The sequence below is a fragment of the Haliovirga abyssi genome (assembly GCF_030295325.1).
GTDB classification, from domain to species: domain Bacteria; phylum Fusobacteriota; class Fusobacteriia; order Fusobacteriales; family Haliovirgaceae; genus Haliovirga; species Haliovirga abyssi.
The window spans coordinates 37,589-52,914 of the sequence record NZ_AP027059.1 but is presented as its reverse complement, the minus strand read 5'-3'; the positions used below and the strand labels follow the sequence as shown (position 1 = coordinate 52,914).

Annotated in this window: 11 protein-coding genes; 1 reads left to right on the top strand and 10 read right to left on the bottom strand. The window is 28.4% G+C overall.

What is annotated here, in order from left to right:
- Positions 1 to 27: 27 nt before the first annotated feature.
- The gene (locus RDY08_RS00185; protein WP_307904426.1) at positions 28 to 939 is read right to left on the bottom strand and encodes a peptidylprolyl isomerase; all 912 of its coding nucleotides are present in this window, start codon (positions 937 to 939) and stop codon (positions 28 to 30) included.
- 366 nt (positions 940 to 1,305) lie between these two features.
- Positions 1,306 to 3,723, bottom strand: a complete 2,418-nt coding sequence (locus tag RDY08_RS00180) for a transglycosylase SLT domain-containing protein (protein WP_307904425.1) — start codon at positions 3,721 to 3,723, stop codon at positions 1,306 to 1,308.
- Positions 3,724 to 3,962: 239 nt separating this feature from the next.
- Here RDY08_RS00180 and RDY08_RS00175 point away from each other — a divergent pair, with 239 nt between their 5' ends.
- Positions 3,963 to 4,751 carry a substrate-binding periplasmic protein gene (locus tag RDY08_RS00175; protein ID WP_307904424.1) on the top strand — a complete coding sequence of 263 codons (789 nt, stop codon included), beginning with the start codon at positions 3,963 to 3,965 and terminating at the stop codon, positions 4,749 to 4,751.
- Between the two features lie 198 nt (positions 4,752 to 4,949).
- Here RDY08_RS00175 and RDY08_RS00170 read toward each other — a convergent pair whose 3' ends face one another.
- From RDY08_RS00170 to pulA, 8 genes are all read right to left on the bottom strand, one after another.
- Positions 4,950 to 5,654, bottom strand: coding sequence for an ABC transporter ATP-binding protein (locus tag RDY08_RS00170; RefSeq protein WP_307904423.1), 705 nt, complete (start codon positions 5,652 to 5,654; stop codon positions 4,950 to 4,952).
- Between the two features lie 87 nt (positions 5,655 to 5,741).
- Positions 5,742 to 6,473: an ABC transporter ATP-binding protein gene (locus RDY08_RS00165; RefSeq protein ID WP_307905462.1), complete on the bottom strand. Its 732-nt coding sequence runs from the start codon at positions 6,471 to 6,473 to the stop codon at positions 5,742 to 5,744.
- Positions 6,474 to 6,505: 32 nt separating this feature from the next.
- Positions 6,506 to 7,351: a branched-chain amino acid ABC transporter permease gene (locus RDY08_RS00160; RefSeq protein ID WP_307904422.1), complete on the bottom strand. Its 846-nt coding sequence runs from the start codon at positions 7,349 to 7,351 to the stop codon at positions 6,506 to 6,508.
- Positions 7,352 to 7,366: 15 nt separating this feature from the next.
- Positions 7,367 to 8,245 carry a branched-chain amino acid ABC transporter permease gene (locus RDY08_RS00155; protein ID WP_307904421.1) on the bottom strand — a complete coding sequence of 293 codons (879 nt, stop codon included), beginning with the start codon at positions 8,243 to 8,245 and terminating at the stop codon, positions 7,367 to 7,369.
- 247 nt (positions 8,246 to 8,492) lie between these two features.
- The gene (locus tag RDY08_RS00150) at positions 8,493 to 9,752 is read right to left on the bottom strand and encodes an ABC transporter substrate-binding protein (RefSeq protein WP_307904420.1); all 1,260 of its coding nucleotides are present in this window, start codon (positions 9,750 to 9,752) and stop codon (positions 8,493 to 8,495) included.
- Positions 9,753 to 9,879: 127 nt separating this feature from the next.
- Positions 9,880 to 11,067 carry a DUF438 domain-containing protein gene (locus RDY08_RS00145; protein WP_307904419.1) on the bottom strand — a complete coding sequence of 396 codons (1,188 nt, stop codon included), beginning with the start codon at positions 11,065 to 11,067 and terminating at the stop codon, positions 9,880 to 9,882.
- Positions 11,054 to 12,451 (bottom strand): argininosuccinate lyase, encoded by a 1,398-nt coding sequence (gene argH, locus RDY08_RS00140; RefSeq protein ID WP_307904418.1) that lies wholly within the window; start codon positions 12,449 to 12,451, stop codon positions 11,054 to 11,056. Before argH ends, RDY08_RS00145 begins: the two co-directional genes overlap by 14 nt.
- Positions 12,452 to 12,624: 173 nt before the next feature.
- Positions 12,625 to 15,309, bottom strand: a complete 2,685-nt coding sequence (gene pulA, locus RDY08_RS00135; protein ID WP_307904417.1) for a type I pullulanase — start codon at positions 15,307 to 15,309, stop codon at positions 12,625 to 12,627.
- Positions 15,310 to 15,326: the final 17 nt, after the last annotated feature.

Here is a 15,326-nt window from a genome sequence, read left to right as displayed (position 1 = left end):
ATCTTTTTATCTTCTCTTCTCCTCAACTCACAATTTCTCATCATAAATCTTATAATCTTTCTTATTCTTCCCCATTACATCCTTCTCTATCTCTTTATATATCTTCTCTCTCTTTTTCTTCTCCAAATTTTTCTTAATATCCTCTTTCACACTCTCAAAACTCTGCCTTTTAGAAAGCTCAATCTTTTCAATCCTCATTATTTCAAATCCAACAGGCGTTGCTATAATCGGACTTAATTCATTCTCTTTCAAAGAAAAAGCAGCCTTATCAAATTCTTCAGAAAACATCCCTTTTGAGATAAATCCTAAATCTCCACCTTTTTTCCTACTAAATTTATCATCAGAATAACTCTCTGCCATAATAGAAAATTCTGCCCCTTTTAAAATTCTATCTCTTATTAATTTAGCTTTTTTTCTATATTTTTCAATCTCCTCTTTTGTAGAGTTATATGGCACTCTTATTAAAATATGCCTTACTTTTCTTCTTTCAGGTCTCTTTTTATAAAATGGATTATTTGTATATTCATTTTTTATCTCTATTTCTGTAATCTTAACCTCTTTTTTTAGTCTATTATTCAAATATTCTGATGCCAACATCTCTATTTTCTGCTTATCCAACCAGTATTTCAAATAATCATCTTTTATAAGCCCCTCTTTCAAAGCTTTATCTGCATAAATATTGTTTTTTATCCAGGATTCCAATATAAATTTTTTATAATCTTTATTGTTATAGTCTTTTGATAACCTTTTCATTTCAAAATCCATCATTTTCTGGGTAAACACTTTTCCTTTATATTTTGCTAAAATCAGCTCGTTAGACTTAGCTTTTATTTTATATTGGGAGGCTTTTTGCTGAATATTGAAAATATAAATTATTAATCCAATATTCAAAACCATACTTAAAACCAACACCGCATTCGCTCTCGTGTTCTTTTTCATAACACTCTCTCCTTTTGTAGCATTTTTTTGTCTCATTCAGTATATATATTACTATATATCATTATAAAAATCAAGTTTTTTTAAAAAAAAGATTAACTTTTGACCAAAAACGAGTCTTTTCCAACGCTATACGTGCTAAAAAATAAATTTCCCCTATTTTATTCAACCAATCAACAAACATCTATGAAATTTCTCCAAATCTAAAATTTATATTTTTCTAATTATTAAAAAACGCCAGCGTAAATTTCAAGCTGGCGTCCCTAATCTCCTTTTATATCCTCTACTTCAATATTCTCAACTATTTTTAATACCATCTCAAATTTTACATTTTTTAACCATTTAATAAAAATCTATATTTCTGCTTTTTTATCTAACTCTTATTCTTTTTATCATCGACACAACAGCTTTATTCTTTCTGTCATATCCCACTACCTTTATTGTTCTATATCCTCTAACTCCAAATTTATAACTAAATGAATATTTTCCACTTCTAACATATCTTACCCCAGGATATTTTCCATCTAAAGTTACTCTAACCTTTACAATATCAGATGATGTAGTTCCATTGAAATAATATCTTCTTCCTCTACTATAGTAATATTGATTGTTCAATATTTTTATATATGATTTTTCTCTTACTACTATTTTTTCCTCTTTAGTCAATAACACTTTTCCATTTGCATTATACCCTACTAATTTTATTGTTCTTTCTCCTAATACTCCAAATCTATAACTAAATTCATATTTTCCATTTATTACTGCTTTTCTCTTATTATATTTTCCATCTAAGGATACCTCTATCTCTTTTATATCATTTGAGGCCTCTACATTAAATGTTGTATTCTCTTTATATATTTCCGTTTTACTTTCCATTTTTATATATGATTTTTCTCTTACTACTATTTTTTCCTCTTTAGTTAATAGTACTTTTCCATTTGCATTATATCCTACTAATTTTATTGTTCTTTCTCCTAATACTCCAAATCTATAACTAAATGAATATTTCCCATTTATTACTGCTTTTCTCTTATTATATTTTCCATCTAAGGATACCTCTATCTCTTTTATATCATTTGAGGCCTCTACATTAAATGTTGTATTCTCTTTATATATTTCCGATTTACTTTCCATTTTTATATATGATTTTTCTCTTACTACTATTTTTTCCTCTTTTGTTAATACTACTTCTCCATTTGCATTATATCCTACTAATTTTATTGTTCTTTCTCCTAATATTCCAAATCTATAACTAAATTCATATTTTCCATTTATTACCGCTTTTCTCTTATTATATTTTCCATCTAAGGATACCTCTATCTCTTTTATATCGTTTGAGGCCTCTACATTAAATGTTGTATTCTCTTTATATATTTCCGATTTGCTTTCCATTTTTATATATGATTTTTCTCTTACTATTATATTATAACTATTTGTAGCTTCTACTTTACCATCTTTATCATATCCTACTAATTCAACTTTAAAAGTTCCAACTTGTGTAAAAGGTCCTTTCATCTCGCCTTTTCCATCTTTTAATAAAATTTCGCCTGAATTTTCCCCATTTATTTTCAACCCTATTTTTACTATATCTTTTGACCCTTCGAATATAAACTCCTGTTCTATACCCGTATAATAAATTTCTTTAGCATTTACTTTAACATACGAAATATTTTCCACAGGTTTTTCCTCTATTATTATGGGATGAACTAATCTAGCTATCTCTCTCCCATATTTATCATATCCTATAACTTTTAAATCCCTTTTCCCTAATACCCCAAATCTATAAGTGAAATCAAATTTACCATTTTTGACATCTTTTATTCTTTTATATTTATCATCTAATGATACTTCTACTCTTTTCACATTAATAGATGTCGACACATTAAACATTGTCGCCCCTTTATAAGCTTCTTTATACTCCTTATCAAATTTTATCCAGCCTTTTTCTTTTGGAGGATAATTTTCATCACTTCCATTCCCTGTATAATGTGTTGATGTTGGTGTACTAAATCTCACTCCTCTTTTAGGGATTCCATATCTTGGTATTTTATTCATTGGAATTGGAGTTATATTTATATTTAAATGTCTTCTAATTCCTCTTAAAACTTCACTTTGATAAGCAGAATACCTCACCCAACTCATATGTCTATTTCTCCATCGATGAGGTCCATTTTTATAATAATTTGGATTATTCACTTTACAAAAACCATTATATGCCCATATAGCAAAATACCAGTTTTCTAATATTTTAGGATTATTATTGCCAACAGGATTTCTTCTAGTAATATATCTCCATTTCCCCAAAATAACTTGTGCTCCAGCCTCAATATTATACCTATAGTCATACGCTAAAGAATTAGTATTGAATTTTGTTCTTACCGCCCATGGTGTCACCTGCATAAGACCATACCCCTTATCTCGGCTTATTAAAGGTTTCCCATTACTTTTAAATTGTCTCAAATGTGATTCTTCCAACGCTAAACCGTATAAAATTTCATATGGTATATTATATTTTCTCCCAACTTCTTTCATAGTCGCCTTTATAGTTCTTTTACTAGGATTACTAGCTCTCGTGATATCTATGTTTCTAACTTCTAATGGAAAACTTCTCGAAATCTCCTCTTGAATTCTATCCATTTCACCTTGCTCTTCTGGAGGCAATGCTAAATTTTCAACTAATTCACCTTTTTGAACTCCATCTTCTAAAGCATTATTAAAACACCCTAAAACCGAAAATAGCATAACCCCTAAAACCATCATTTTCACTGCAAACCTTTTCATTTTCATAATTTTCCCCTCCCGAAATTTAAAAATCAGCCCCATAAATAATTTGTTTTCCACTTGTACTATTTATTTTGTTCTGCCTAAGTAATATATTACCTTTTTTGAAACTAAATGTCAATAAGATAACCTTAAAAAATTTAAAAAAATTTAAAAAAATTAAAGGAAAACAGAAAAAACAAAGTATATTACTATTAGAGCTACATAAAATTATACTAAAAATATAATATTTGGAGGAGATTGGAATGAAAAAGTTAAAATGGGGTTTATTGGTATGTAGTATTTTTTCTATGTTAAGTCTAATGGCTTTAGGTGGTGAATTTTCAGGAAAAACATTCAAAGCAGCAGGAGATGTCGGAGAATGGCCGCCTTATGAATTTTTCATAAGAAAAAATAGTAAAAAAACAGATAAAATATCAGGGTTCACTTACGACTTATTGAAAACAATTGCTAAAAATGAAAATTTTACAATAAACGTAAGATTGTTACCATGGAAAAGATCTAAAAAATATGTAGAAACTGGTAAATATCAAGTATTAATGGATGCTTCTATCAATGAGGAAAGAAAAAAAATATATTATTACTCTGAACCAATTTACACAATTAATTCTTACTATTTTTACAATATTAAAAAATTTCCAAACGGATTAGACATTAAAAATAAATCCGATTTAAAGAAATATAAAGTTGGAGGTTTACTTGGATATAATTATAAAACTTATGGATTTAACAATACAGAAATTGATACAGGAGCAAAAAATTATACCCAATTAGTTAAAAAATTAAAGAAAAATAGATTTGATATCTTTCTAGCAGAATATGAAATTATGAAGGGATTTGAATATGTAGGACAAAAATATTTAGACAGTGATATAAAATTTGTGAAAATACAAGATATGGCTCCAAGAAAATTTTACTTTTTATTTCCTAAAACTGATTTAGGATTAAATTTAAGAAATATTTTCAATAAAAATATAAAAAAATTAGAAAAATCAGGTGAATTACAAAAAATGCTAGATAAATATTTGAAATAATAAAATACCCTTTCAGTCGCTCTCGTTACTGAAAGGGTATTTTTATTTAGGAACGGCTTAAAAATAATCTTCTGATTTTGTTTTAAAATACGCAATGGTTTAACCGTTTTTATAACAAAAATGAGAAACTTATTTTTTAAACGTTCCTTAGAAACAACTATAAAAAGCTCTTTCTCTTTTACTCTATAAAAAAGAAGCTTATCCAAGATAAGCTTCTTTAACATCTGCATTTTCCAATATATCCTTAGCATTCCCTTTCATTACAACTTTTCCTGTTTCAATTACATATGCTCTATCTGCTATTTTCAAAGCCATATTCGCATTTTGTTCTACTAATAAAACTGCAATCCCCTGATTCTTGTTAATATCCTTTACTATTTCAAATATCTCTTTTACCAATAATGGTGCCAATCCCATTGAAGGCTCATCCAAAAGCAACAACTTAGGCTTACTCATTAATGCTCTTCCTATTGCAAGCATTTGCTGTTCTCCACCACTTAATGTTCCTGCTAATTGTGTTTTTCTTTCATATAATCTTGGAAATATATTAAATATATGTTCCAAATCTTTTTTTATTTCAGCTTTATCTTTTCGAAGATATGCCCCAAGCTCTAAATTTTCCATTACACTCATTGGAGAAAAAACTCTTCTTCCTTCTGGAACTTGTATAAGCCCTCTTTTTACTATATTTGTCGCACTCATTTTTGTTATATCTTCATCTAAAAAATTAATTTCTCCTGCTGATGGAGATTGTAATTTCGATATTGCTCTTAATGTAGTAGTTTTCCCTGCTCCATTAGCTCCAATTAAGGTTACTATTTCACCTTCATTCACATCTAAATTAATTCCTTTTATAGCGTGAATATTCCCATAATGCACATGTAAATCTTTTATTTTTAACACAGTATCACCTCATTTTAATTTCAAAGAATATAGTTAACCTGCAAAAACATATTTATCTTTTGTGGCTAATCATTATTTCATAATTTTTTATTCTGCTTCTCCTAAATACGCTTCTACTACTCTCGGATTATTCTTTACTTCTTCTGGTTTTCCTTTTGCGATTATTTTTCCATAATCTAAAACAACAAGCCTTTCGCATAATCCCATTACAAATTTCATATCATGCTCTATAAGTAACACAGATATATCAAAGTCATCTTTTATCCCTTTTATCAAATCCATTAATTCTGCAGTTTCTTGAGGATTCATACCTGCTGCTGGTTCATCTAATAATAACAATTTTGGATTTGTAGCAAGTGCTCTAACTATTTCCAGCCTTCTTTGTTCTCCATACGGCAAGCTATTTGCAGGTAAATTCATTTTCTCCAAAAGTCCAAATCTATCTAACAGCTCTTCTGCTTCTTTTCTAACTCTTATCTCTTCTTTATTATATATTTTTGTCCTAAAAATAGCCCCAAACAATCCATATTCTACAGTAAAATGTTTTGAAACTAATACATTTTGCAAAACAGTTAAATCTTTAAACAATCTTATGTTTTGAAATGTTCTGGCAATCCCTTTTTCAGTTATAATATATGGTTTTTGTGCCGTAACATCTTCTCCCAAAAGTTTTACGTATCCCATAGTTGGCTCATAGACTCCTGTAAGCAGATTAAAAACTGTTGTTTTTCCTGCTCCATTAGGCCCAATCAATCCCATAATTTCATTTTGTTTTATTTCAATAGAAAAATTATCTACTGCCTTTAATCCCCCAAACATTTTACTAAGTTCTTTTACTTCTAACAGCAATTTTATGCACCTCTTTTCTTGAATGATATTATGTCTGTTATCTCTTTTTTACCTAATATTCCATCTGGTCTTGCTATCATTAATATTATTAATGTTAATGAATATACTACCATTCTATACTCTGAAAACCCTCTTAAAAGCTCTGGAACTATTGTTAATATTATTGCTGCAATTATAGAACCAGTTATACTTCCCATTCCACCTAACACAACCATTAATAATATATCAACTGTTTTAAATATATTAAAACTATCAGGTTTTAAAAATTGATAAAAATGAGCATAAACTCCTCCTGCAATTCCTGCAAAAAAAGCTCCTATTATAAATGCCAATACTTTATATCTAGTTATATTAACTCCCATTGCTTCTGCTGCTATCTCATCTTCTCTTATTGATAAAAATGCTCTTCCTTCAGAAGAAAGCATAATATTTCTTATTATAATTACAGTTGCAATTGCAAAAGTGTAAGATATTAACAAATTTATCCCACCTGGTATTCCAGGTAATCCTTTTGCTCCACCTGTTATTTTCATATTTAATATAATTACTCTAATGATTTCTCCAAATCCAAGAGTCACTATAGCCAAATAATCACCTTTTAATCTAAGTACCGGAAATCCAATTATAAATCCAACTACACCTGCCACTGCTGCTCCTACTAATATTGCAAGTAAAATATTCACGCCATATGTTTTGGCTAAAACTGCTGATGTATATGCTCCAACTGCCATAAATCCTGCATGCCCTAATGAAAATTGTCCAGTCATTCCATTTATTAAATTAAGACTTACAGCTAATATAATATTTATAGCAATAATTATTAATATCTGAGTAATGTATACTTCCATTGATCTCCTCCTTTGTTAAACTTTCTCTTTTATATTTTTACCAAGTAATCCTGCTGGTTTAATAATCAATATAATTATCAAAAGAGCAAATGCAATTGCATCTCTATAAGTAGATGATAAATATCCTACAACAAGAGATTCTGAAATTCCCATTATAAGTCCCCCAAGAACTGCTCCAGGTATACTTCCAATTCCTCCTAATACCGCTGCCACAAAAGCTTTTATCCCTGGCATCATCCCCATAAGAGGATCTATTCTATTAAATCTCATTCCAATTAATACACCTGCTGCTGCTGCTAATGCTGATCCTATTGCAAATGTAAAAGATATTACCATATTTGAATCTATCCCCATTAATTTAGCTGCATCTTTATCAAACGCTACAGCTCTCATTGCTTTTCCTATTTTTGTATAGTGTACAATGATTTCTAAAATAACCATTAATATTATAGCCACAACAACAATAACTATTTGTTGATTAAATATTATCAAATCCCCTATAAATATAGGTTTATTTGGTATTAATTGTGGAAATGCTTTTGGATCTCCCCCAAATATTTTTAATCCTAAATTTTGTAATAACATAGAAACTCCAAGTGCAGTTAGCAGTGCAGAAACTCTAGATGAATTTCTAAGTGGTTTATATGCTAATTTTTCTATAACAACACCTATTCCTGCAGTTATAATCATAGATAAAACCAAAGCTAATATAAAATTCAGCTTAAAATAAAATACCAAATAATAAGCTGTAAAAGCTCCTAACATATATATTTCTCCATGTGCAAAGTTTATCAGTTGTAAAATTCCATAAACCATTGTATATCCCAAAGCTATCAGGGCGTATATAGATCCAAGAGATAAACCATTCAACAATTGTTGTATAAATTCTGTCATCTTTTTCCCTCCGTAGTATACTTTTTTCTTTTCCAGTAAGGTAAATATGGCGGCACAATTGTGCCGCCTTTTTTAATATAGGAATGGCTTAAAAATAACTTACCCTTTTTGTTTTAAAATATGCAACGTTTCAAGCATTTTTACAACAAAATATGATAAAATTATTTTTTAAACATTCCATAATAATCTTTTTATTATTTTTAATTTTTATTTATAAAAATAAATTTATTTTTTTATAAATACTAGTTTATTTTTTTTTCACTAATGAAACTCCTATGAATAATGCTACAACTGCTATTATTGCAATTATTACAGTATTATTAGAATTACTTTTTTTAGGTGCTTTAACCGGTTCTTTTGTTGCGGCTTGTTTTACCTCTTTTGCTGTACTTTCTACTACTGGTTCAACTGTTGTTTTATATACAAATTTTCCATCTTTTGCTTCAATTACAAATGCACTTTTTACTGCATTTCTATTTTTATCAAGAGTAATTACCCCTGTTACACCTTTAAATTTAGTTGTTTTGTTTATTTCATCTTTTATTTTTTCTGAATTTATTTCTCCAGCTCTGTTCATTGCAGCAAACATAACATCTGCTCCATCATAACCTAATGCAGCAAGTACACTTGGAGCTTCCCCAAATCTACTATTATAATCTTTTAAGAAATTTTGAACCATTGGATCTGCACTTTCTGGTGAAAAATGTGTACTAATATAACTTCCATTTATTGCGCTTCCAGCTATCTCAAATAATTTTCCATTATCCCATCCATCTCCACCAAGGAAAGTTGAATTTATTTTTAAATCTCTTGCTTGTTTTACTATTAAAGCCACTTCACTATAATATCCAGGCACAAATATTACATCTGGTTTTTTTATTTTTATTTTTGTTAATTGAGAAGTAAAATCTACATCTCCTGCTGCATATGAAATTTCTGATATTACTTTTCCACCTCTTGCTTCAAATCTTTTTTTAAAAGCCTGCCCTAATCCATCACTATAATCACTATTAACATCTTTCATTATAACTGCACTGTTTACTTTTAAATTATCTATTGCAAAGTTTGCCATTACATCTCCTTGGAAAGGATCAATAAAACAAACTCTTGAAACATAATCTCCAGCTTCTGTTATTTTTACATTTGTTCCAGTAGGTGTAAGCATTGGTATTTTTGATTCTTGCATTATAGGTGCTACAGCTAATGAATTTGTACTTATTACTGGTCCTAATACTGCTACTACCTTATCCAAATTAATAAGTTTTTTCGCTGCATTAACTGCTTCTGCTGCATCACCTTTATTATCTTCAATTATTAATTTTATTTTATTTCCTAAAATACCACCTTTTTCATTAATTTTTTCTGCTGCTAGTTTAAATCCATTTACTGTTGCTTGCCCATATACTGCTATTGGTCCTGATAACGGTGCAATTACCCCTATTTTTATTTCTCCCGCCCATACAAATGATGTAAATAAAACCATCAATAACGCTACTAACTTTTTCATTACTCATTCCTCCTTTTAGTTTTGTCTATTTTATTAGTACAATTAGTTTACATATTATACGATTTTTTAGTACTTTTGTCAAATTTTTCAATACAGTTTTTTATCCTTTATCACATAAAAATTCAACTTATTTCGTATCATCTACTAATCTTTTTTCTCCTTCTAATTTTGATATTTCCGTTATATCCTGCCCTACTTCTAATGTTCCTATGTATCTATTTTTATCATCTCTCACAGCAAAATATTGAATATATATATATTTATTTCTCATTTTTAACCAAAATTTCTCACTATCTTTTTCTCCGCTTTTAAATGAATCTAATATTCTTTCTACTATATTTACGCTTTCTGGCGGATGACAATTTTGCACTTTTCGCCCAATAATTGCAGGTGTCCTTGGAAAAAACCTATCTTTTGGTTTAGAAAAATATTTCACTTCATCATTTTCATCTATAAAAGTTATGTCAATTGGCAAACTATTTAATATTAATTCTAATTGATTCTTATTTAATTCTCCTGTTTCTACTTTAAAAAATAGTTCTTTTAAATTCCCCATATTATCTTTTTTAACCTCATCATCAAATTTTATAATAGGTTTTTCTATAAATGAAAATTCAAATCCCAACTCCTCTTTCATCATCTCTTGCCATGATTTTTCTGGAACAGTCTGCATAGCTACTGGAAATACCACTAATTCTTCTTTAAAAATCATTCCATAAATCAAAAAGAAAAATTCTCCAACAGTTTTATTTATTTCTACATTAAATGAACTATTTTGTTCTATTAATTTATCTATATTTTTCAGCATTTTTCTAATATCATCATGTAAAGACCACATAACTTTTAAAGGGGTATAATTTGTCCATAATTTTTCTAAATATGGAAATAATACATTTTCTTTCCTTATATAATGGTTATTTATCTCTTTTATTTTTACCATATACTCTTTTAATTTTGTTATATCTTGTTTCATGATTGCTTCTTTTTTAATTTCTTCCAATATCTCTTTTAATTTATCATTTTCTTTCATATAATAATATAATGGATTTCCTTCTTCTGGTTTTTCCCAATTATAATTTTCTAAAGGAGTATAAAAAATATTCATAATTTTTTCTATACTATTTTTTATAATTGCAGGAGTTATTCCCATTTTAATTTGCCTATCTTCTAATTCAATAACATCAAACGGCGTTATTTCATCTATAACTTTTTGATATTTATCAACTAAAAATTTACCATCTTCTCCACTTATCATCCCTTTTGAAAATTCCAATAATTTATTAATTTTTTCTTCATGATTCTTAATTATTTCCATTCCAACCTCCTATCTTCAATTCTTTCTTCGCATTCTCTATTTGTCTTTCTACTTCAACATATGCAGTTCCACCATATGATTTTCTCTCTCTCACACATCCTTCAATAGATGCTTTTTCTGTTATATCCTCTTCAAATAGTTCTGAAAACTTATTATATTCTTCCAATTTCATATCGGAAATTAACTTTTTATTTTGTTCGCAATATAAAACTATTTCTCCCACAACCTTATGAGCATCTCTAAATGGCATCCCTTTTTTAGCTAAATAATCTGCTACATCTGTTGCATTTGTAAATCCAGCATAAATTGCATTTTTCATATTTTCTTCATTTATTTTTAAAGTCTCTAACATTCCTACAAATACATTTAACGATAATTTCACAGTATCTATTGAATCAAATACTCCCTCTTTATCCTCTTGTGTATCTTTATTATATGCTAAAGGCAACCCCTTCATAACAGTTAATATCCCCATTAAATTTCCATAAACTCTTCCTGTTTTCCCTCTTACAAGTTCTGCTGCATCAGGATTTTTCTTTTGCGGCATTATACTTGAGCCAGTAGAATATCTATCATCCAAAGTTACAAATCCAAATTCAGTTGTAGACCAAAGTACAATCTCTTCTGAAAAACGAGATAGATGCATCATTATCATAGAGATCACAAAATTTAGTTCTATAATAAAATCTCTATCACTTACGCTATCCAAACTATTTTCTGTTGCTTTTTCAAAGCCTAACTCTTTAGCTACATATTCTCTATCTATTGGAAATGTAGTTCCTGCTAATGCTCCAGCTCCTAAAGGAGATTGATTTACTCTTTTATAACAATCTTTTAATCTATCTAAATCTCTTTTTATCATTTCATAATAAGCCATTAAATGGTGCCCAAATACTATTGGTTGAGCTCTTTGTAAATGAGTATATCCCGGCAATATAACCTTTTTATTCTCTTCTGCTTTTTTAACTATTACATATTGTAATTCTTTTAATAAATCTTCTATTTCTTTTATCTCTTTTCTCAAATATAGCCTTATATCAACCGCCACTTGATCATTTCTACTTCTTGCTGTATGTAATTTACCCCCAACAGTTCCAGTTATTTCTATTAATCTTTTTTCTATACTCATATGTATATCTTCATCTGAAATAAGGAATTCAAATTCATCTTTTTTTATCTCTTCTAAAATTCTAAATAACCCTTCTTCTATTTTCTTTTGTTCTTCTTCTTTTATTATACCTTGCTTTGCCAACATTTTAGAATGTGCCACACTTCCTCTTATATCTTCTTCATACATTCTTTTATCAAATGTAATTGATGCATTAAATTTATCCATTATTTCACTTGTATTATTTTTAAATCTTCCGCCCCATAGTTTTGCCATTTTTCCCTCCCAAATTATAATTTTTTCTTTTTTGTATCTTTATTCTAACACACTTTATTCTTTTTTTAAAGTATAAAAAAATACCCTAAAATTATTTTAAGAACGTTTATAAAATAAAATTTATAAAACAAAAAACAGCCTGCCCGAAAGCAAACTGTTTAAGTGTGTGATAGCTATTTTTTTATAATTGTTGCCGTTAATGGCGACAATATAATTTTGTTATTTTCTATTTTTACTCCAGTTAATTTTTTTACCCCATTTACAGAAGCTTCATCGTCATCTACTAATATTTTAGCATTTGTTAAATCTGCATCTATTGTAAAATCTCTTTCATTTTTATCAGAATTTATAAATATATAATATTCTTCTCCTTTAGTTGATTTATACAAATACCCCAAAGCAAAATCCTTTCTTTTCTTAGGTTTTGACATTATTAATTTTGTATTTGATTTTATCAATTCTTCTGTACCAAGTCTAAAAGCATCTGTTGATCTTCTTATTGCAATTAAACCTTTTGTATAATCTACTAAATTTTTACCAAATGGATCTTTTTCTGCTAAATTCCAATCAATTCTATTGATTATATCTGAAGAATCATATGAATTTCTAATAAATTTCCCAACATTTTCTCCTTCAGGTTTTCCCTTACCTTTCCACTCTTTAGTTCTTCCCATCTCTTCTCCTGCATGTAGGAATGCTACTCCTTGAGATGTTAAAACTATTAAATTCCCCAATTTTAACCTTTTATATATTTCAGCTTTATCTTTTTCGCTATCTAATCTTACTGTATACGCCACAGTATCATGCCAAGTTAATCCATCATGAGCAGATATATATTGTACAGAATCTCCTGGATCATCTGCTGTAAAATTAGTAGCTCTTCCAACTATATTTTCAAATACATCTTTAACTCTTTGTCTTCCTTTTGTTAAAAACGCCTTTTCTCCTTCGTGAAATCCGCCAGCTTTTAATACATCTCTATATGAATCGGAAAAAACTGCTACATCATCTGTTTTATTCATCCAATCTTGATCAGCTCCTTTTGTAGAATCTGGACCATCATACATTTTCCACCCCTCACCTACAAATAGAGTTTTAGAATCTAATTTTTTAGCCGCTTTATATCCGTCTTCTATAGTTTTTGTATCTATAAGACCCATTAAATCAAATCTAAACCCATCAACTTTATACTCTTTTGTCCAATATCTCAAAGAATCTACTATTAATTTTCTAACCATTTTATGTGTTGTGGCTACATCATTTCCACATCCTGACTTGCTTTTAAAATTCCCATCATTAGTCATTCTATAATAATATCCTGGTACAATATTTTCAAAAATATCTGTTTTAGCAGTATGATTATATACCACGTCCAATATTACTCCCATTCCTGCATTATGTATTGCATTAATTAACTCTTTCAACTCTTCTACCCTAACATTAGGATCTCTCGGATTTTCTGAATACATCCCTTCAGGCGAAAAATAGTTATGAGGATCATATCCCCAATTATAATTATTTCCTCTTGCGGAATATTTCAACTCTCTTTTTTGATCTAGTTCATTGCTATAATAATAATTTAATACTGGCATAAGTTGAATATGTGTCACACCAAGTTTTTTCAAATAGCCTAATTTCTCTATAAATGCTCTATATGTCCCAAAGTTTGCTTTTGTTTTTAAATTTGGATCTGATGTAAAATCTCTTACATGCACTTCATATATTATTGCATCTTCTCGTTTTGTATATCCTGGTATTTTTGCATAACTTTCAACTGAATAATCTGAAGGATTTACTATTGCAGCTTTTCCTACTAAATCCTTTTCTTTATCTTCAAAAGCTGCCATTGATTTTGCATATGGATCTAATACTTTTTTCTCTTTTCCATTAATAGTTACTCCATATTGATAAAAATATCCTACAATATTTCCAAAATCTATATTTTGTTGATATTCCCATACCCCTTTATCTTTTTTTATCATATTATCTGTTGAAATTAATTTATATTGATCATTTTTATCATATAAATATAATTTTACATTTTCTGCCAATGGTGCCCATAATTTAAAAGTAGCTTTATTATCTTTATAAGTAAAACCTAAATCATCTCCATTATAAAAATAATTTTCATCAATTAATTCTGGAGCAACTCTAATTCCTATTTTTTTATCTCCATATTTTATAGAATATATCTTTGACAAATCAAAATTCGCAGTTAATTCTACTTTTTTATTTCCAATTAATTTCAAATCTGATATATCTATTTTTTTATTATCGCTATTTAAAATAATAAAATCATCTTTTTTTAGATTTTTATTATTCGTAAGTATTAATTCTAATTTATTTGATTTTTTTAATAATGCACTTTGCAATAATTTTATATTTACATCAGGTTTTTTTAAGAAAGCATCTTCAATCCCCTCTAATAACCATACCTCTTTTACCCCTTTTAACGATGGAAAAGTTCTATCTTTGGCTACATCTTTTGTTCCTCCTGAATGAATAATAAAATTTAATTTTTTACCACTATCTGCAATTGCAATATCCTTAAATGCCCCGAAATCATCTTGTGCTTCAAATTTTAATGGACTATCCCAAGCAACTGGAAAATCTATTGCATTTCCCCATAAATGAAGGCCCCATTTCATATAATCTCCATCTGTTCTATAATAATGTATTCTCAAAGTTCCTTCTGCAATTGGTTTATTTAAATTTACTAGTAATCCCTCTTTTTTCTTTTTTTGTTTTGTAACTTTTTTCTCAATTTTTTTATTAACCTCTTTTTTCATTTTAACATTATTATTAGCACAACCTAAAAGCAATGTTAAAATCCCAAACAGTGAAATTATTTTCTTCATTTTGTCCTCCTTGTAGA